Genomic DNA, 18,479 nt, shown 5'->3' on the forward strand with positions numbered 1-18,479 from the left:
GTGGTCGGGCACGTTGCAGGGGATAATCACCGCCTGCAGCGTTTGGTCCGTTACAGCGGTTGGTCCCGGGCGGCGGCCAACCGCTTCCGTGCGCCTTCCAGCCACTCCTCGCAGCGCGCGGCCAGTGCCTCACCGCGCTCCCACAGGGCCAAGGACTCCTCGAGGCTTGCCCCTCCGGCCTCCAACCGGCCCACTACGGCGATGAGCTGTTCCCGCGCTTCCTCGTAGCTGAGGGCTGCGACTTCCGATTCTTGTTTCTGTTCGCTCATGCCTTCTCTTCCAATTCGTGGTTCGGGTTTCCTGGTTGCATTGCACCTGTGGACTGCGCCGGGCCGGTGGAGGTGGCGCCGAAGCGTCCCTCCGCCACCCGGATGGACAGGGCCGCGCCGGCCGGTGCCTCGGCGGGGCGACGGACAACGGCATGGCCGGCCTGGGCGATCCGGGCCGCCTGGTCTCCCGCCAGTTCGACGACGGCGTACCCCCGGTCCAGGGTCTTTTGTGGTGACAGTGCGCGCACCTGTGCTTTGAGGTGCTCCAGCTGGTCTGCGGCCCGCACCACCGTGGAGCTCACGGCAGCAGAGGAACGGCGCAGCAGCCGCTCGATTTCCTCGGCCCGGCCCGACACCATGCCCTCCGGCGCCGCCATCACGGGCCGCGAGTGCAGTGCCGCCAGCCGGTCCGATTCCCGGTCCACCAACCGTTCCATAGAGCGCCGCAGCTGTTCCCGCGCCTGGCGCACACCGGCGAGTTCCTCGGAGACCTCGGGGACGATCCGCTTGGCGGCATCGGTAGGGGTGGAGGCACGCAGGTCCGCCACGTAGTCCAGCAGGGGCCGGTCGGCCTCATGGCCGATCGCACTCACCACGGGCGTGGCTGCAGCGGCCACGGCACGGATGAGGTCCTCGCTGTTGAAGGGCAAGAGATCCTCCAGCGCGCCGCCGCCCCGGGCGATGACAATGACATCCACGTCCGGCCGTTCGTCCAGCTCACGCAGGGCGCGGACCACCTGGGCTACGGCGGTGTTCCCCTGGACAGCAACCTCGCGGATCTCGAACTCAACTGCAGGCCACCTCAGGGCCGAGTTGCGGAGAATGTCCTTCTTGGCGTCGGAGTCGCGCCCCGTGATCAGGCCGATACGGTGCGGCAGCAGGGGGAGCGGCTTCTTTCGGGAATCGGCGAACAGGCCCTCTGCTGCCAGGGCCTGACGGAGCCGCTCGATCCTCGCCAGCAGATCGCCCAGCCCCACTGGCCGGATGTCCCGCACCAGCATGTTGAGCCTGCCGGTCTTCAGCCAGAACTCCGGTTTCAGCAGGGCCACCACACGCGAACCGCGCTCCAGCGGAAGGTTCTGCCGTTCCAGCACCTTGGTCCACACTGATGCAGGGAGGGATACCTCCGCGTCGACGTCGCGGAGGGTGAGATAGGCGTTGGTGCCGCGCCGGTTCAGCTCAATGACCTGGCCTTCCACCCACGCCGACGGTGTGCGGTCGATATGGGCTTTCAGCTTCTGCGACAGCAGCTGCAGCGGCCATGGGTTGTCCGGACTGGTTTCCGCGGCGGTGGCGGGCAGCGTCGTGGAGGCAGTACCAGGAAGAGACGCCTGGTCAGACATGCGGACGCCGTTGGGGAGCTGGTGCTGCGGGCATGCGGTCCTTCAGTTGTTATGGACGGTCAATCAACCATATCCGTAAGCAGTATCACCGGGCACTGACAGCGGCAGTCCGCGGACCCTGCCTAGGATGGGATAAGGCCCCCAACCCGAAGGACCTGTTGTGCGTACTTTTGTCTCTGCCGTTGCTACCGTGCTCGGCATCCTCCTGGCCGCCGTTGCCGTTCCCGCCATCTGGGTGGACCGGAACATCGTCCAGGAAGATGGGTTCGTCCGCCTCGCGGCTCCGCTTGGCAAGGATCCGGACTTCCAGAAAAGGTTGGCCGCTGCGGCGGTGGGGACAATTGATACCGGATCCGTTCCCGGGTTCCTCTCCGGGCTGATCCAGCCCATGATTGAGCAGGCGGCAGAGTCGTTGACGGGGCTTCCCGGATATCCGGCCGCGTGGGAGGAGACGCTGCGCAGAAGCCACCGCTTGAGCTTCGCCAATCCCGCTGCCGGGTCGCAGGGAGGTGCGTCGGCCTCCACGCTCACCCTCGACGTCGCGCCGTTGGTTGCCCTCGGCTCCGAGGAAATCTCGCGCACCACCCGGCTGCCGCTCGACCCGCCGGGACAGACCCTGATCAACGTGGGCCAGCCGGTGCAGAAGGAATGGACGGAGCGGCTGGCCATGTACGCGCCCATGGGCTACGTGATTGCCATCGGCTCAGCCGTAGCGTTCCTGCTGGCGCTCGTGGCATCACGCCGCCGCTGGACAGTGTTGCTGGCCGCAGGTTTTGGCGGGCTGGTATTGGCGGCGGTGTGGGCCGTGGGCCTGCAGCTTGGCACTGCCCGGGCGCAGGCCGCAGACACCGGCAACGCGGTGGCCAACATGTTCCGGGACGAATTCCTCGGTGCGGCAGGAGCGGACTTCCAAACGTGGATCACCGCCGCCGCTGTGGCCGGCGGTGTCCTGGTGGCAGCAGGCGTTGTGACGTTGTTCGCATCCCGGAAACGGCCGCGGACCAGCCGCTAACATGGAGGGATGACCACCTCGGCCGTATCCCTTTCGATGCCCACCATTCCGCGCAGGCGCCGTTCGCCTGAGGAAGTAGCAGCTGCAGCCCCGGTGAACGGCACCAAGAAGGTGCTCCTGGCTGCCCCCCGCGGCTACTGCGCCGGCGTCGACCGGGCGGTGATCGCCGTCGAAAAGGCCCTGGAACACTATGGGCCGCCGGTGTATGTCCGCAAGCAGATTGTCCACAACGTCCACGTGGTCACCTCCTTGGAGGAAAAGGGCGCCATCTTCGTCGACGAGACTGACGAAGTACCCGAAGGCGCGCTGGTGATCTTCTCCGCCCACGGCGTGTCCCCGGCTGTGGTTGAGTCCGCGGAAGACCGCGGCCTGCGCACCATCGACGCCACTTGTCCTCTTGTCACCAAGGTCCACAAGGAGGCCGTCCGCTTCGCCAAGGATGATTTCGACATCCTCCTTATTGGCCACGACGGGCACGAAGAAGTGGAAGGCACCGCCGGTGAGGCGCCGGAACACATCCAGATCATCAACGGACCCCACGAGGTGGACAAGGTAACCGTCCGCGATCCCGAGAAGGTCATCTGGCTGTCCCAGACCACGCTGAGCGTTGACGAGACCATGGAGACGGTCCGGTTGCTCAAGGAGCGGTTCCCAACCCTGCAGGATCCGCCCAGCGATGACATCTGCTACGCCACCACCAACCGCCAGGTGGCCATCAAGAAGATCGCCCCCAAGGCCGACCTCGTGATTGTCGTGGGCTCGGCAAACTCCTCCAACTCCGTGCGGCTGGTGGAGGTGGCCCTGGAATACGGCGCCAAGGCCTCCTACCGCGTGGACTTCGCCAATGAGGTCGACGAAGCATGGTTCGAAGGCGTTGCCACCGTGGGAGTCACGTCCGGCGCTTCCGTGCCGGAAGTGCTGGTGCAGGATGTGCTGAGGCTCCTGGCCGATTACGGCTACGGGACCGTGGAAGAAGTCGTCACGGCTGAAGAAGATCTCCTGTTCTCGCTGCCCAAGGAACTCCGTGCAACGCTGAAGCAGGCCGGGGACGTGAGCCGGGCCCTCGGCGGGCGCCGCTCCCGCAGCTGACAGCGCTCCCGCGGCCGACACCGGTTCCGCGGCCGACGCCGGTTCCGCGGTCAAACCGGCGGTCGCGGCGTAAGCCACGAAGGGCCGGGCAGCTAACAACTGCCCGGCCCTTACCGCATTCATAACCCTTGTCAGGCTGCCTCGTCGTTGCCCTGGAGCTCAGGCGCCGCCAGGGCGCGGGGTGTCACCTCGACAACGGGGGGTGTCACCAGGCCGGACTCCTCAAGGCTGTTGAGCTTCCGCGCCGTGGGCAGGACACGGGCCTCCAGGGTGCCCACCATGGCGTTGTAGCGGTCCACAGACGTCTTCAGCGAGGAACCCAGCTTGCTGACGTTCTCACCCAGGGTTCCCATGCGGTCGTACAGCTGCCGCGCCAGCTCGAACAGCTCGCGGGCATTGTCCGTCAGCACGTCCTGGCGCCACGTGAACGCCACGGATTTCAGCACGGCCAGCAGGGTACCCGGCGACGCAAGGACCACGTTCCTGGACAATGCATGGTCCAGGAGCCCGGCGTCCGCCTCCAGGGCGGCTGCAAGGATCGACTCGGCGGGAATGAAGCAAACCACCAGTTCGGGGGAGTTGCCGGGGATGTCCCAGTATTTCTTGTTGCCGAGCGCGTCCACGTGGGCCCGGAGCGCCTTGGCATGGGCAGCCAGCAGCGCCTGCCGGTTCCGTCCGTCGGCAGCTGCCTGCGATCCCGGCTGCAGGCCCCCCGCGCGCGGATCAAGGGCGCCCAGTTCCTGGGCCTCAAGATAGGACGACAAGGGGACCTTTGCATCCACCACCAGTTGTTTCTGGCCCGGCAGCTGCACCACAAGGTCGGGGCGGACGGCCGATTCGTGGCCGGCGCTGTGAACTTGCTCCACGAAATCCACGTGCCGCAGCATCCCCGCAGCTTCCACCACGCGCCGCAACTGCACCTCACCCCACTGGCCCCTGGCGCTGTTGGAGCGCAGCGCTGACTCAAGGGCGTGCGTGGACCTGATCAGCTGTTCATCCGAAAGCCGGGCCTCCTGAAGCTGCTGGGCCAGCTGGCCGTATTGTTCCACCCGGTCCCGCTCCAGCAATGCCACCTGGTGCTGGACCGCGGAAAGCTTTTCCGCCACGGGGGCCAGTGCACGCAGGACGCTGCCGTCCTGGTTCCTTGCCTCACCAAGCTCCCGGTTCTGTGCCGCCAAAAGCCGCCGTTCGGCGTCGGCCGCTGCCAACTGGGCCGTGACCTCCGAAAGCCGGGACGAGACGGCGTCGAAGTCCGCTTCCACTGCGTGCGTGTTCCGCCGCAGCGAAAAATAGGTGGCTGCCGCGCCGGCAAGCGCACCGAGCAGCAACATGAGTAGGGCCAGAATCAAGGCAAAAGCATCCATGGCTTCACTGTTGCACGGGCCTCTGACAATCCCGGGCAGTGACATCCGCCGGTACTGGCCGCCGGGGCCCTGCGGGTAGAATCAATGCTCGTGGCTCTTACTATTGGCATCGTCGGACTGCCCAACGTCGGCAAATCAACCCTCTTCAACGCGCTCACCCGCAACCAGGTCCTGGCCGCGAACTATCCGTTCGCCACCATCGAACCCAACGTGGGCGTCGTGAACCTCCCGGACTCCCGCCTGCAGCAGCTCGCCGGAATCTTCGGCTCGCAGCGGATCCTGCCCGCAGCCGTGTCCTTCGTCGACATCGCCGGCATCGTCAAGGGCGCATCCGAAGGGGAGGGCCTGGGCAACCAGTTCCTGGCCAACATCCGCGAGGCTGAGGCCATCGCGGAAGTCGTCCGTGTTTTTGACGACCCCGACGTCGTGCACGTTGACGGCAAGGTAGATCCGCGCTCGGACATGGAAACCATCAACACCGAGCTGATCCTCGCCGACCTGCAGACCATCGAAAAGGCGATCCCCCGGATCGAAAAAGAGGTCAAGATCAAGAAGCGGGAAGCCGCTGAACTGGCAGCGATCAAGGCTGCCCAGGCGGTGCTGGAGCGCGGCGACACCATCTACTCCTCGATCAAGAGCGACAAGCTGGAGATGGAACACCTCAAGGAGCTCGGCCTGCTGACGGCCAAGCCGTTCATCTACGTGTTCAATGCCGACGAAGGCATCCTGGGCAGCCCCGAAAAACAGGAAGAGCTGCGCGCCATGGTGGCCCCGGCAGACTGCATCTTCCTCGATGCCAAGCTCGAGGCGGACCTCGTTGAACTGGACGAGGAAGAAGCGCGGGAAATGCTCGAAATGAACGGCCAGGAAGAATCCGGGCTGGACCAGCTGGCGCGCGTCGGATTCCACACCCTGGGGCTGCAGACCTATCTGACGGCCGGCCCCAAGGAAGCCCGTGCCTGGACCATCCGGCAGGGTGACACCGCACCGCAGGCCGCCGGCGTCATCCACTCCGACTTCCAGCGAGGCTTCATCAAGGCGGAAGTGGTCTCCTTCGAGGACCTCGTCGACGCCGGATCCATGGCTGAGGCAAAGTCCCGCGGCAAGGTCCGGATCGAAGGCAAGGAATACGTCATGGCCGACGGCGACGTGGTGGAGTTCCGCTTCAACGTCTAGTACCCGACGCGCACACAAAAGGAGTTAGCCGCTGCGAACAGTGTTCTTAGCGGCTAACTCCTTTGTGCATCAGGACTCCGGGAGAGTGCAGGTGTGCCCGTCGGGGTCGATGGGGTAGCCACAGAGGGGGCACGTCGGACGACCGGCACCCACGATCTCCCGTGTGCGCTTGGCGAAGGCGCGGGCGGTGCCGACCGGCATCCGCACCAGCAGCATTTCGTGCTCGCCGGTTCCGTCCCCAGTAAGCGGTTCGTCGTCATCCGCCTCCGCATCCGCGATGGGGCGGGCCTCAATAATCACCTGGGCCGTGGCTGGGTCCCAGCCCAAGCTCATTGCGCCGGTGCGGAACTGCTCCTGGACGGCCTCAAGCTGGTCATTGTCAACAAGTTCAAGGGGAGTACCCGCGGGAACGCTGAAGGGGTTGCCCTCGACGGTCATGAGCTGGTCGAGGATTTCGTCGATCTTCTCCGCGAGCAGAGCCGATTGCTGTTTCTCCAGGGCAATGCTCACCACCTGCGTCCCTGCGCGTACCTGCAGGTAGAAGGTACGCGCCCCCGGGAGGCCGATGGTGCCAACGACAACCCGGTCAGGCCAGTCAAACTCGTGAACACGTGTGGACATCTCAGTATTCTAGGCACATGAGGTTCACCGCTGGACAGGATGAGTCCGCCGGGTCCGCAGCCGGACGCCGGCACGGCTTATCCTGAATCTGTAGGGCGCCATTCCGGCGGCCGGGTCCCCTGAGGGAAATCACAAGGAGGCGGCATGCCGGTCCGGCGCCTGTTGCAATTGCTCACCGCGGCGTTGTCGGCTGCCCTTGTCCTGGCCGGCTGTTCCGGCGGCAGTGCGCCCTCCGTGGTGGTCGGCGAGGCAAAACGCGGCGGAAGCGTCACGGTCGCGGAGGTCAACGCCTTTTCCTCCTTCAACCCTTACAGCGCCAACGGCAACACCGACATCAATTCAAAAATCGGCGCCATTACGCACTCCGGCTTCTTCTACCTCGATGACAGTTCGAAGGTGGTCCGGAACGACAAGTTCGGCCACTTCGAAAAGGTCTCCGACCAGCCGCTGAAGGTGAAGTACACGGTCAACGAGGGCGTCAAGTGGTCGGACGGCGCTCCCATCGGCGCCGCCGACCTCCTCCTGAGCTGGGCGGCAGGATCCGGGTACTTCGACGACGTCGATCCGGCCGCCGGGAAAGGCACAAAATACTTTGCGGCGGCCTCCGGCACCACAGGCCTGGCGGGCACGAAGTTTCCGGAGATCGGCGAGGACAACCGTTCCATCACCATCGAATACGCCGAACCCTACGCTGACTGGGAAGTGGCGTTCGACGTCGGACTCCCGGCCCATGTGGTCGCTGCCAAGAGCGGCCTCACGGACGAAGAGGACCTTGTTGAACTGCTCAAGGACACGCCGCGCGGCAACCCGGAGAAACCGGCCTCCCATCCTGCCTTGAAGAAGATCAGCGACTTCTGGAACACCGGATTCGACACGAAAGCCCTTCCGGACGATCCAGCCCTCTACCTTTCCAGCGGCCCGTACATTGTGCGTGACATCGTCCCCGAAGTGTCCATGAAGCTTGTCCGGAACCGCGACTACGTCTGGGGCGCCGAGCCGTGGCTCGACGAAATCAATGTGAGGTTCACGGGTGCAGTGCCTCCGGCCGTTGATGCACTCAGGAACGGCCAGGCGGACATCATCTCGCCCCAGCCCTCTGCGGCCACGGACAGCCTCCTCACCGGCCTGTCCAGCCAAGGCATCACCGTCGAGCGGTACAAGCAATCCGGCTACGACCATCTGGACCTGAACTTCTCCGGACCGTTTGCGGAGAAGGACGTCCGGGAGGCCTTCCTCAAAACGGTTCCGCGGCAGGCAATCGTGGATGCCGTGCTGGGTACGCAGGGACCTGACAACAAGCCGCTGGATTCCCACGTGTTCCTGCCCGGTCAGCCAAAGTACGCGGACACGGTGAAGAACAACGGATCCTCTGACTACGCGGAAGTGGACATCGATGTGGCGAAGAAGCTCCTGAAAGGTGCCACTCCCACTGTCCGGATCCTCTACAACCGGGACAACCCCAACCGGGCCAAGGCATTTGCGCTCATTCGGGATTCCGCCGGCCTGGCCGGCTTCAAAGTGGTCGACGGCGGGCAGGCAAGCGGGGACTGGGCAGCAACGCTGAGCCGGGGCGGTTATGACGCATCCCTGTCCGGATGGATCGGCACAGAGGAAGGCGTCAGCCGGGTGCCCCAGATTTTCCGCACCGGCGCAGGCAGCAACTTCACCGGATATTCCGACGGCGACGCGGACAAGGTCATGGAGCAACTGGTTGTCACCACGGACCTGGGCAAACAGGACGAACTCCTGGCCGAAATCGACAAACATGTCTGGGAGGACGCATACGGCCTCCCGCTCTACCAAACACTGGGGACAACAGCCTTCAACTCCCGGGTGGCCGGCGTGAAAACCAGTCCCGGTCCGCTCGGCGTGTGGTGGAACGTCTGGGAGTGGCGGCTGTCCTAGCGCACCGGGATCTTTTGAGGGTCCTTTGGCCCTTGCGGAGGCTTTCCTCCGCCGATTCGCCGTCGGGCTTACTGGCGAGTAGCATGTGACGTGCGTAACTGCCCACCGCAGTCCGGGGTATTTGACTGCGCCGGTCACGGTTTGGCAACGGAGTACCAGTATTTGGACTTCGTGCGGTTAGGCTAACCCGTATATGTAGGTTTCGTCACAGCTGTGAGCTGCGTCCGGCCTGCGGGGAAGCACAAGAATCCCCTATATATCTCTCCCACAACTCATAGGAGGCGGAATGCGTTTTACGCGCACTTCCAAAGCACTGGGCATCGTGGCAATCGCCGCGCTCGCCCTAACCGGATGCGGCAGCGGCGGCGGCAGCACCAACGGGTCCAGCAACGCGGCCGGCGACCCGAATAAGGTCATCACGGCGTACAACAATGAACCGCAGCACCCGCTGCTCCCGGCCAACACCAACGAGGCATACGGCAGCCACGTTGTCGAACTGCTCTTCGAGGGCCTTCGTACTTACGATCCCAGCGGCAAGCCGGTTAACGCCCTTGCTGATTCCATTGACTCGACTGATGGCCAGAACTGGACCATCAAGGTCAAGCAGGGTTCAAAGTTCACCAACGGCGAAGCAGTAACCGCAAAAACCTTCGTGGACTCCTGGAACTTCGCGGCGAATTCCAAAAACCTCCAGGCTAATGGCTTCTTCTTCGAGTCCATTGCGGGCTATGACGATGTCTCCGCCGTTACATCGACTACGGGTGCTGACGGCAAGACAACCACCACACCCGCTCCCAAAGCCGACACCATGTCGGGCCTAGCGGCTACGGACGACTCGACCATCACCGTCAAGCTGGCCCAGCCGGAGGCTGACTGGTCCCTGCGCCTGGGCTACTCGGCCTACTTCCCGCTTCCCTCCGCCGCGCTTGCTGATCCCAAGACGTACGGCGAGAACCCGGTGGGCAACGGTCCCTACAAGTTCGCCAAGACCGGTGCCTGGGTTCACGACCAGTCCATCTCGCTCGTGAAGAACCCGGACTACAGCGGACCCCGCGAGGCAAAGAACGGCGGCGTGACCTTCAAGTTCTACACTGATCCGGGTCCCGCCTACACCGACCTGCAGTCCGACAACCTGGACGTCACGGATGTCCTGCCGTCCAACGCCTTGAAGACTTACACCACAGATTTCCAGGACCGGAATGCTGCCAAGCCTGTTGCGACGGACGCCACTCTTAACATTCCTTCCTACAACCCGAACTTCCAGGGTGAGGCCGGCAAGCTTAGGCGCCAGGCCCTTTCCTACGCCATCAACCGCGAGGAAATCACCAAGGTTGTTTTCAACGGCACGCGCAAGCCTGCGAAGGCATTCGCCCCGCCCGTCATCGAAGGCTTCAAGGACAACATTCCGGGCAGCGAGGTCCTGAACTTTGATCCCGCCAAGGCCAAGGACCTCTGGGCGCAAGCGGAGAAGATCAAGCCATACGACGGTTCCAAGCCGCTTCAGATTGCCTCCAACACCGACGGCGGCCACAAGGAGTGGATCGATGCCGTCGCCAACGGCTTCAAGAACAACCTGGGGATCCAGGCTGAAATCCAGCCCTTCGCCAAGTTCGCTGAAGTCCTGAACCTGCGCAAGTCGCAGCAGCTGCCCGGGCTGACTCGGGCCGGCTGGCAGGCAGACTACCCGTCGCTCTACAACTTCCTCGGACCGGTCTGGGCGACCGGCGCATCCTCGAACTATGAGAAGTACTCGAACCCTGAGTTCGACAAACTCCTCAAGGAAGGGCTGGCCGCCAAGTCCACAGCTGATGCGAACGACAAGTTCAACAAGGCGCAGGAGATCCTCTTCCAGGATCTTCCAGGCCTGCCTCTCTGGGACTACACAGTGCCGATCGTGTGGAGCAACAACGTTGTCAAGGCCGAAACCGGCTGGAATGGCGCCATTCTCTACTACAACATCACGGCTAAGTAATCCCAGGATCTAACTTACCGTCAGGATGGGGGTCCGGTTTTTGGCCGGGCCCCCATTCGCTTGCACGGTAGGAAGGCACATATGAAACCCCTCTCTTCTTGCCCCGAAGGCCGGTGATCTCGTGGTCCGCTATATCCTGCGTCGACTTCTCCAGGTGATCCCCGTCTTCCTCGGCACCACGCTTTTGGTCTACTACATGGTGTTCGCCCTCCCAGGTGACCCCATTGCGGCTCTCTTCGGAGACCGCCAGCCGCCGCAGTCGGTGATTGACACACTGCGAAGCCAGTACCATCTGGATCAGCCCTTCTGGGTCCAGTATGGGATTTTCCTGCAGAACCTTTTCACTTTCAATCTGGGGAACGACTTTACCGGCCAGCCGATTGCGGCGACGTTGGCCCGTGTCTTCCCCGTAACGGCGATGCTCGCCGTGGAAGCTCTCATTATCCAGGCGGTCTTCGGGGTTGCCTTCGGCGTCTTTGCCGGCCTCCGCCGCGGCAGCTGGTTTGACTCGACGGTCCTTGTCGCGTCCCTGGTGGTTATCGCGGTGCCGACTTTTGTTCTCGGCTTCGTCTTCCAACTTGTCTTCGGTGTGCAGCTTGGCTGGGCAAAACCGACTGTGGGCGCGAACGCAGACTGGGTCAACCTGCTGCTGCCGGCGGTCGTCCTTGGTCTGGTGTCGTTTGCCTACGTGCTCCGCCTGACGCGTGCATCAGTGAGCGAGAGTATGAATGCCGACTTTGTGCGGACGGCAACCGCCAAGGGCCTTTCCCGGCCGCGGGTGGTCCTGGCGCACATCCTGCGCAACTCGCTGATCCCGGTGGTGACTTACCTGGGCGCCAACCTTGGCGGCCTCATGGGCGGTGCCATTGTTACAGAGGGCATCTTCAACGTTCCCGGCGTAGGCAACAAGCTCTACCAGGCTGTCCTCCGCAGTGAAGGCCCCACCATCGTTTCCATCGTCAGCGTGCTGGTGCTGGTGTTCGTGGTGGCCAACCTGCTTGTCGATCTCCTGTACGCCTGGCTTGACCCGAGGATCCGCTATGACCAGTAATAACAGCCACTTCGTGGCCCCCATCGACGAGACACCCCTGCAGGCAACCGACGCCGTCAAGACTGACCAGGCGCCGCTCAGCCTCTGGGCAGACGCCTGGCGCAAGCTCCGCCGTCGTCCGCTGTTCATCATCTCGGCCCTGCTGATCCTTGCCCTGATCGTGATTGCGCTGTTCCCGGGCCTCTTCACCTCAACCCCGCCCAACGCCGGCTGTGAACTTGCCAACTCGGAGGGCGGCCCCACCGCGGGACACCCGTTCGGTTTCACCTTCCAGGGCTGCGACGTCTACTCCAGGGTCATCCACGGCACACAGGCCTCACTCTCCGTCGGCCTGCTCTCCGTGCTTTGCGTCCTGATCGTGGGCGTGACGTTCGGCGCACTCGCAGGCTTCTACGGTGGCTGGCTCGACATTGTCCTTGCCCGACTCGGTGACATCTTCTTCGCCCTGCCCCTGATTCTGGGCGCCTTGGTCATCACGCAGCTACCGGTATTCCGCCAGAACAAAAGCGTGTGGACAGTTGTGTTCGTCATCGCTGTGTTGGCCTGGCCACAAATGGCGCGCATTACCAGGGGTGCAGTGATAGAGGTACGCAACGCGGACTTCGTCACCGCTGCGCGTGCTCTGGGCGTTTCGAAGTTCGGTGCCCTGGTGCGGCATGTCCTGCCCAACGCCCTGGCGCCTGTGATCGTGCTCGCAACGCTGGAGCTGGGCGTCTTTATCGTGGCCGAAGCGACGCTGTCCTTCCTCGGAATTGGTTTACCGGAGGGCATCATGTCCTGGGGCCACGACATTGCCGCGGCTCAGTCGTCAATCCGCACCAAGCCGGAGATTTTGCTCTACCCGGCCGCCGCGCTTTCCATCACGGTGTTGAGCTTCATCATGCTGGGCGACGCCGTGCGCGACGCCCTCGACCCGAAGAGCCGTCAGCGATGAGAGATAAAGAGATGACAACTCCAGACGTCCGCATTGATGAACTCGGCACCACCGGCGTCAGGCCGCTGCTCGAAATCCGCGACCTCGCCATCACCTTCAAGACCGGCGGCGGTGATGTCCAGGCGGTGCGAAACGCACACCTGACCATCATGCCTGGTGAAACGGTGGCGATTGTGGGGGAGTCGGGTTCGGGCAAGTCCACCACCGCGCTGGCCGCCATCGGCCTCCTGCCCAACAACGGCAGGGTGTCCGGCGGACAGATCCTGCTCGATGGCGAGGACATCGCCCACGCGAGCGAGCATCGGATGATTGAACTGCGCGGCAACACTATCGGCATGGTGCCGCAGGACCCGATGTCCAACCTGAATCCCGTGTGGAAGATCGGTTACCAGGTCAAGGAGACGCTGCGCGCCAACGGGCGGCCCAGCGGACCGGATGACATCGCCAAGGTGCTGTCCGAAGCTGGACTGCCGGACGCCAAGCGCCGGGCGAACCAGTACCCGCACGAGTTCTCTGGGGGCATGCGCCAGCGCGCGCTGATCGCCATTGGCCTGTCCTGCCAGCCGCGCCTGCTGATCGCGGACGAGCCGACGTCGGCCCTTGACGTCACCGTGCAGCGGCAGATCCTGGACCACCTGGAAAAGATGACGGACGAACTGGGCACCTCGGTCCTGCTGATCACCCACGACCTGGGCCTCGCTGCGGAGCGGGCGGACAAGGTCGTGGTGATGTACCAGGGCCGGGTTGTCGAAGCGGGACCGTCACTGGAACTGCTCCGCAATCCCCAGCACCCGTACACCAAGCGGCTCGTCGAGTCTGCCCCGTCCCTGGCCAGCCGCCGCATCCAGGTCGCCAAGGAGCAGGGCGTGGAGACGGCGGACCTGCTCGCGCCTGCCGCCGAGGCAGTGAAGTCCGAAACCTTCCTGCAGATCCAGGACCTGCGGAAGGTGTACAAGCTCCGCCAGGGGCTGGGCAAAGCCACGGATTTCGCGGCCGTCGACGGCGTGAGCTTCGATGTCCGGCGGGGAACCACGACGGCGATCGTGGGGGAGTCCGGGTCCGGCAAGTCCACAGTGGCCAAGATGGTGCTGCAGCTGGAAAAGCCGACGGAGGGCAGGATCCTGTTCGACGGCGTCGACACCTCTGCGCTCAAGCCTGCCGAACTGTTCAAGTTCCGCCGGCGCGTCCAGCCGATCTTCCAGGACCCGTACGGTTCCCTCGATCCGATGTACAACATCTACCGGACCATCGAGGAGCCGCTCCGGGTCCACAAGATCGGAGACCAGGCCAGCCGGGAGAAGAAGGTCAGGACCCTGCTGGACCAGGTGGCGTTGCCCCAGTCCGCCATGCAGCGGTACCCGAATGAATTGTCGGGCGGTCAGCGGCAGCGTGTTGCCATTGCGCGTGCGCTGGCACTGGACCCCGAGGTCATCATCTGTGACGAGGCTGTGTCAGCCCTGGATGTGCTTGTGCAGGCCCAGGTGCTGAACCTGCTCGCCGACCTGCAGGCCAACCTTGGACTGACCTACCTCTTCATCACCCACGACCTTGCCGTGGTGCGGCAGATCGCCGACCACGTGTGCGTGATGGAGAAGGGCCGTCTGGTGGAGACCGGGTCCACGGACAAGGTCTTCGAATCGCCCCGGCAGGATTACACGAAGGCGCTGCTCAACGCCATCCCCGGCGCCAAGCTGATGCTTCCGCCCGAAGTGGCGTAGCGGTAATCGCATGACAAACGGCTGGAGCCGGGACCGCGGGTCCCGGCTCCAGCCGTTTAAGTGCTGCCTGTACTGCGGTGCACCAGGGGTTGGATCAGTCCTGGAGGGCGCTGCTGCTTCCGGCCACCGCGGCAAGGGGACCCTGCTCAACCGAAGGCTTCCGGTCCAGTCCGAGTTCACGCAGCCTTCCGGCGAGTATCCCGCCGAGGGCTGCCCGCCCGGCCGTGTTCATATGCACCGAATCGGCAAGGTCTTTCGCCAATCCGTATCTGGTGAGCCAGTCGCCCACCGAAATAAAGGGCAGTCCGTGAACGCCGGCCACCGACCCCAGCAAGGTGTCCACCTCGCTCCGGCGGCCGCCGCCGTTGTCTGCTCCGCGAGCTAGAGTGCCGATCATTGCCATCCGCGTTCCGGGATAGCGGGCCTTCAGTTCGGCGAAGAGCCGTGCCGCGTTTTCTGCGATGCTGGCGTTGCTTGCGCCGCTGGCGGCATCGTTGCCGCCGCCCTCGATGACGATCAGTGCCGGCGCACCGGAGGGAAGCAGCCAGTCGCCGCGCTGCAGGGCATCGATGTAGTTGCCCGTGGCACCGTTCGCTGCGACGTAGCCCGTCCCGCCGCGGCCGCAGAAGTACACGTTGTAGCCCGCTGAAGCCAGGCCCAGGCGAGGCCAGCCGTCCGTGGGTTCCGACTGTGAATCACCAATCAGCAGCACGGTACGGCTGATGTCCGGAACCACTGCTTCCATCCTGCCGTTGCCGGGGTTCCGGACGCGGGACGTGGCCGCTGCGGCAGTCACCGCCCCCGCGCCGCCCGGTTGCCCGGCTGCCGCCTGCGCATTGCCGGCCGGTCCGCCGGTCCACGGGTTTCCGTTCGTGGAAGTCCCGCCGCCAACCGCGCACCCTGATACTCCCAGCACTGCCGATGCTCCAAGGAGACCCGTCAGTGCTGCGGCGGCAATCCGGGCGGAGGCCCGGGGACTCGCCTTGGCTGGGGGCATTGTTGGCTCCGGCTTGCTCAGGGGTGGACGCTGTGTCCCGCAATCATGCCACGCACGCAGGGCAAAGAGTGAAATTCGTCACATGGCAGACCACCCGCCCCTGATCGCCGGGCCTGGCCTGCCGCCCATGCCGCCGGATTTTAGGCCTATAAATGGCACAGCGGCTAGAATGATGGAAGGCGCCCTGTGCAAAGGGCCGGATCCGTCGTGCGTTCCAGTTGGAAATGTCGCGATACAACAGCTGACTCCACTGAATCGAGCCTTTACGCATGTCTGAAACCACCACCAACACCGCGGTAGCCACTGCATCGCGCAGTGACCTGCGCAACGTCGCGATTGTGGCCCACGTTGACCACGGCAAGACCACCCTGGTCGACGCCATGCTCAAGCAGACCAACTCTTTTGCCGAGCACAACCACCTCGAAGACCGCGTGATGGACTCCGGTGACCTGGAGCGCGAAAAGGGCATCACCATCCTGGCCAAGAACACCACGGTGGCCTACAACGGTCCGTCCTCCAATGGTGAGACCATCACCATCAACGTGATCGACACCCCCGGCCACGCCGATTTCGGCGGCGAGGTGGAGCGCGGCCTGTCCATGGTGGACGGCGTCGTGCTGCTCGTGGACGCTTCCGAAGGTCCGCTGCCGCAAACCCGCTTCGTGCTCCGCAAGGCCCTCGCCGCGCACCTGCCCGTGATCCTGCTGGTCAACAAGACCGACCGCCCCGATGCCCGCATCGAAGAGGTTGTCCACGAGTCCATGGACCTGCTCCTGGGCCTGGCCTCCGACCTCGCCGACGAAGTTCCGGACCTGGACCTGGACAAGATCCTCGAAGTCCCCGTTGTCTACGCCGCCGCCAAGGTTGGCCGCGCGTCCCTCGAGCAGCCCGCCGACGGCACTGCTCCGGAGAACGAGGACCTGGAGCCGCTCTTCCAGACCATCATTGAGCACATCCCGGCTCCGACCTACAACCCGGAGGGTGTGCTGCAGGCACACGTCACCAACCTGGATGCCTCCCCGTTCCTCGGCCGACTGGCACTGCTGCGCATCTACAACGGCACCCTCCGCAAGGGCCAGACCGTTGCCTGGGCGCGCGCCAACGGTGAGCTCAAGAACGTCAAGATCACTGAACTGCTGGCCACCAAGGCCCTGGACCGTGTTCCGGCCGAGTCCGCCGGCCCCGGTGAGATCGTCGCCGTCGCCGGTATCGAGGACATCACCATCGGTGAGACCCTGACCGACGCCGAGAACCCGCAGCCCCTGCCGCTGATCACCGTGGACGACCCCGCGATCTCCATGACGATCGGTATCAACACCTCGCCGCTGGCCGGCAAGGTCAAGGGCGCCAAGGTCACCGCGCGCCAGGTCAAGGACCGCCTGGACAAGGAACTGATCGGTAACGTCTCCATCAGGGTGCTCCCCACCGAGCGCCCGGACGCCTGGGAAGTCCAGGGCCGTGGCGAGCTCGCGCTGGCCATCCTGGTCGAGCAGATGCGCCGCGAAGGCTTCGAACTGACCGTGGGCAAGCCTCAGGTGGTCACCCGGATCGTCGACGGCAAGGTCCACGAGCCGATGGAGCACATGACCATCGACGTGCCCGAGGAATACCTCGGCGCGGTCACCCAGCTGATGGCAGCCCGCAAGGGCCGGATGACCAACATGGCCAACCACGGCACCGGCTGGTGCCGGATGGAATTCATCGTTCCGGCCCGTGGCCTGATCGGTTTCCGCACCCGGTTCCTCACCGACACCCGCGGTGCCGGCATCGCCGCCTCCATCTCCGAAGGCTACGAGCCGTGGGCCGGTCCGATCGAATACCGCACCAACGGTTCCATGATCGCCGACCGCGCCGGTGTTGTGACGCCGTTCGCCATGATCAACCTGCAGGAACGTGGCTCCTTCTTCGTCAAGCCCACCTCCGAGGTGTACGAGGGCATGATCGTGGGCGAGAACTCCCGCGCTGACGACATGGACGTCAACATCACGAAGGAAAAGAAGCTCACCAACATGCGTGCCGCTTCCTCGGACACCTTCGAGAACCTCACCCCGCCGCGCGAGCTCACCCTCGAGGAATCGCTGGAATTCGCCCGTGAGGACGAGTGCGTCGAGGTGACCCCGGAGGCCATCCGCATCCGCAAGGTCATCCTGGACACCAATGAGCGCTCCAAGGCCAACCGCGCCCGCGCGAAGGTCTAAATACACCGAATAACGCAGAATGCCACCGGCCCATGCCGGTGGCATTCTGCGTTTAAATTCCAGGTTCCGCAATGAATCGGAGACTCCAGGTGCCGGGACAGCCCCTGCACGCTGGAACCGCCGTCAGCGCACCGCCCCGCGGCGCGGGGGAGCGGGCGGGACTTCCTTGGCGGCCACAACACGCCCGAGCGGAATTACGACGTCGGCCTGCCGGGTCCGGACGGTGCAGGAGCCGGCGTCGCACGCCAGGAGGTGGCCCAGGGCGTCCGTGAAGCCCTCTTCAAGGCGGTAGCGCACCACTACCCGGGTTCCGGGTGCAGCCGAGGACAGGAACCGGACGGGCGCGGGGACGGGCTGACTCACCAGTTCATACTAGGGTCCCGGCTAGGTTCGCGGTAACGGGCTGGGAGATAATAGGCTCAGATGTCAACAGTCCGGCCGTGCCGCCGGATGCAAGAGCCGGCGGGACGCCGGAACCCAACGTGGAGAGGCCAGGGACGTGACGTACGTAATCGCGCAGCCGTGTGTGGATGTTAAGGACAAGGCATGTATTGAGGAATGCCCCGTCGACTGCATCTATGAAGGCGAGCGTTCGCTGTACATCCATCCGGACGAATGCGTCGACTGCGGCGCGTGCGAACCGGTCTGCCCCGTGGAGGCCATCTACTACGAGGATGACACCCCGGAGGAATGGGCCGACTACTACAAGGCAAACGTCGAATTCTTCGACGACCTCGGTTCCCCGGGCGGTGCGGCCAAGATCGGCAACACGGGCAAGGACCACCCCATGATCGCCGCCCTGCCGCCGCAGAACCAAGACCACTGACCGG

At 64.3% G+C, this 18,479-nt stretch carries 16 protein-coding genes; 10 read left to right on the forward strand and 6 right to left on the reverse strand.

Features of this window, described 5'->3' with window-relative positions:
- Positions 1–50 precede the first annotated feature (50 nt).
- A complete protein-coding gene (locus tag ACTJK0_RS08155; protein ID WP_440744842.1) occupies positions 51–269 on the reverse strand; it encodes an exodeoxyribonuclease VII small subunit in 219 nt (72 codons plus the stop codon).
- On the reverse strand, positions 266–1,612 hold the full coding sequence (xseA, locus tag ACTJK0_RS08160; RefSeq protein ID WP_440744843.1) for an exodeoxyribonuclease VII large subunit: 1,347 nt from the start codon (positions 1,610–1,612) through the stop codon (positions 266–268). Before xseA ends, ACTJK0_RS08155 begins: the two co-directional genes overlap by 4 nt.
- Before the next feature lie 160 nt (positions 1,613–1,772).
- Between xseA and ACTJK0_RS08165 the strand changes: the two genes are divergently transcribed.
- A complete protein-coding gene (locus ACTJK0_RS08165; RefSeq protein WP_440744844.1) occupies positions 1,773–2,624 on the forward strand; it encodes a hypothetical protein in 852 nt (283 codons plus the stop codon).
- Between the two features lie 9 nt (positions 2,625–2,633).
- Entirely contained in the window at positions 2,634–3,713 is a 1,080-nt protein-coding gene (locus ACTJK0_RS08170) for a 4-hydroxy-3-methylbut-2-enyl diphosphate reductase (protein ID WP_110541218.1), read from the forward strand.
- A 131-nt stretch (positions 3,714–3,844) separates the two neighbouring features.
- On the opposite strand, the gene ACTJK0_RS08175 is transcribed toward ACTJK0_RS08170, so the two are convergent.
- Positions 3,845–5,077, reverse strand: coding sequence for a DNA recombination protein RmuC (locus ACTJK0_RS08175; RefSeq protein ID WP_440744845.1), 1,233 nt, complete (start codon positions 5,075–5,077; stop codon positions 3,845–3,847).
- Between the two features lie 90 nt (positions 5,078–5,167).
- Here ACTJK0_RS08175 and ychF point away from each other — a divergent pair, with 90 nt between their 5' ends.
- On the forward strand, positions 5,168–6,253 hold the full coding sequence (gene ychF, locus ACTJK0_RS08180; protein WP_440744846.1) for a redox-regulated ATPase YchF: 1,086 nt from the start codon (positions 5,168–5,170) through the stop codon (positions 6,251–6,253).
- Between the two features lie 69 nt (positions 6,254–6,322).
- On the opposite strand, the gene ACTJK0_RS08185 is transcribed toward ychF, so the two are convergent.
- Entirely contained in the window at positions 6,323–6,874 is a 552-nt protein-coding gene (locus ACTJK0_RS08185) for a DUF3090 domain-containing protein (protein WP_440744847.1), read from the reverse strand.
- A 144-nt stretch (positions 6,875–7,018) separates the two neighbouring features.
- Between ACTJK0_RS08185 and ACTJK0_RS08190 the strand changes: the two genes are divergently transcribed.
- From ACTJK0_RS08190 to ACTJK0_RS08210, 5 genes are all read left to right on the forward strand, one after another.
- Positions 7,019–8,779, forward strand: coding sequence for an ABC transporter family substrate-binding protein (locus ACTJK0_RS08190; protein WP_440744848.1), 1,761 nt, complete (start codon positions 7,019–7,021; stop codon positions 8,777–8,779).
- 286 nt (positions 8,780–9,065) lie between these two features.
- Complete coding sequence (locus ACTJK0_RS08195; RefSeq protein WP_440744849.1) at positions 9,066–10,751, forward strand: peptide ABC transporter substrate-binding protein; 1,686 nt, start codon at positions 9,066–9,068, stop codon at positions 10,749–10,751.
- Positions 10,752–10,872: 121 nt separating this feature from the next.
- Positions 10,873–11,802, forward strand: a complete 930-nt coding sequence (locus ACTJK0_RS08200) for an ABC transporter permease (protein ID WP_440744850.1) — start codon at positions 10,873–10,875, stop codon at positions 11,800–11,802.
- A complete protein-coding gene (locus ACTJK0_RS08205; RefSeq protein WP_440744851.1) occupies positions 11,792–12,736 on the forward strand; it encodes an ABC transporter permease in 945 nt (314 codons plus the stop codon). Before ACTJK0_RS08200 ends, ACTJK0_RS08205 begins: the two co-directional genes overlap by 11 nt.
- A gap of 11 nt (positions 12,737–12,747) precedes the next feature.
- Positions 12,748–14,454, forward strand: a complete 1,707-nt coding sequence (locus tag ACTJK0_RS08210) for a dipeptide ABC transporter ATP-binding protein (protein WP_440744852.1) — start codon at positions 12,748–12,750, stop codon at positions 14,452–14,454.
- Positions 14,455–14,548: 94 nt separating this feature from the next.
- Here ACTJK0_RS08210 and ACTJK0_RS08215 read toward each other — a convergent pair whose 3' ends face one another.
- Positions 14,549–15,451, reverse strand: coding sequence for an SGNH/GDSL hydrolase family protein (locus ACTJK0_RS08215; protein ID WP_440744853.1), 903 nt, complete (start codon positions 15,449–15,451; stop codon positions 14,549–14,551).
- 269 nt (positions 15,452–15,720) lie between these two features.
- On the opposite strand from ACTJK0_RS08215, the gene typA reads away from it, so the two are divergent.
- Positions 15,721–17,649 carry a translational GTPase TypA gene (typA, locus tag ACTJK0_RS08220; RefSeq protein ID WP_440744854.1) on the forward strand — a complete coding sequence of 643 codons (1,929 nt, stop codon included), beginning with the start codon at positions 15,721–15,723 and terminating at the stop codon, positions 17,647–17,649.
- 123 nt (positions 17,650–17,772) lie between these two features.
- Here typA and ACTJK0_RS08225 read toward each other — a convergent pair whose 3' ends face one another.
- Complete coding sequence (locus ACTJK0_RS08225; RefSeq protein WP_110541208.1) at positions 17,773–18,012, reverse strand: putative acetyltransferase; 240 nt, start codon at positions 18,010–18,012, stop codon at positions 17,773–17,775.
- A gap of 136 nt (positions 18,013–18,148) precedes the next feature.
- Between ACTJK0_RS08225 and fdxA the strand changes: the two genes are divergently transcribed.
- Positions 18,149–18,475: a ferredoxin gene (gene fdxA / locus ACTJK0_RS08230; RefSeq protein ID WP_013601705.1), complete on the forward strand. Its 327-nt coding sequence runs from the start codon at positions 18,149–18,151 to the stop codon at positions 18,473–18,475.
- Positions 18,476–18,479: the final 4 nt, after the last annotated feature.

Source organism: Paenarthrobacter sp. 22069 (assembly GCF_052046035.1).
Classification (GTDB): domain Bacteria; phylum Actinomycetota; class Actinomycetes; order Actinomycetales; family Micrococcaceae; genus Arthrobacter.

Coding starts and splice junctions, on each gene's coding strand:
- ACTJK0_RS08155 (WP_440744842.1), bottom strand. CDS start 269: ATGAGCGAACAGAAACAAGAATCGGAAGTCGCAGCCCTCAGCTACGAG.
- xseA (WP_440744843.1), bottom strand. CDS start 1,612: ATGTCTGACCAGGCGTCTCTTCCTGGTACTGCCTCCACGACGCTGCCC.
- ACTJK0_RS08170 (WP_110541218.1), top strand. CDS start 2,634: ATGACCACCTCGGCCGTATCCCTTTCGATGCCCACCATTCCGCGCAGG.
- ACTJK0_RS08175 (WP_440744845.1), bottom strand. CDS start 5,077: ATGGATGCTTTTGCCTTGATTCTGGCCCTACTCATGTTGCTGCTCGGT.
- ACTJK0_RS08185 (WP_440744847.1), bottom strand. CDS start 6,874: ATGTCCACACGTGTTCACGAGTTTGACTGGCCTGACCGGGTTGTCGTT.
- ACTJK0_RS08190 (WP_440744848.1), top strand. CDS start 7,019: ATGCCGGTCCGGCGCCTGTTGCAATTGCTCACCGCGGCGTTGTCGGCT.
- ACTJK0_RS08195 (WP_440744849.1), top strand. CDS start 9,066: ATGCGTTTTACGCGCACTTCCAAAGCACTGGGCATCGTGGCAATCGCC.
- ACTJK0_RS08205 (WP_440744851.1), top strand. CDS start 11,792: ATGACCAGTAATAACAGCCACTTCGTGGCCCCCATCGACGAGACACCC.
- ACTJK0_RS08210 (WP_440744852.1), top strand. CDS start 12,748: ATGACAACTCCAGACGTCCGCATTGATGAACTCGGCACCACCGGCGTC.
- ACTJK0_RS08215 (WP_440744853.1), bottom strand. CDS start 15,451: ATGCCCCCAGCCAAGGCGAGTCCCCGGGCCTCCGCCCGGATTGCCGCC.
- typA (WP_440744854.1), top strand. CDS start 15,721: ATGTCTGAAACCACCACCAACACCGCGGTAGCCACTGCATCGCGCAGT.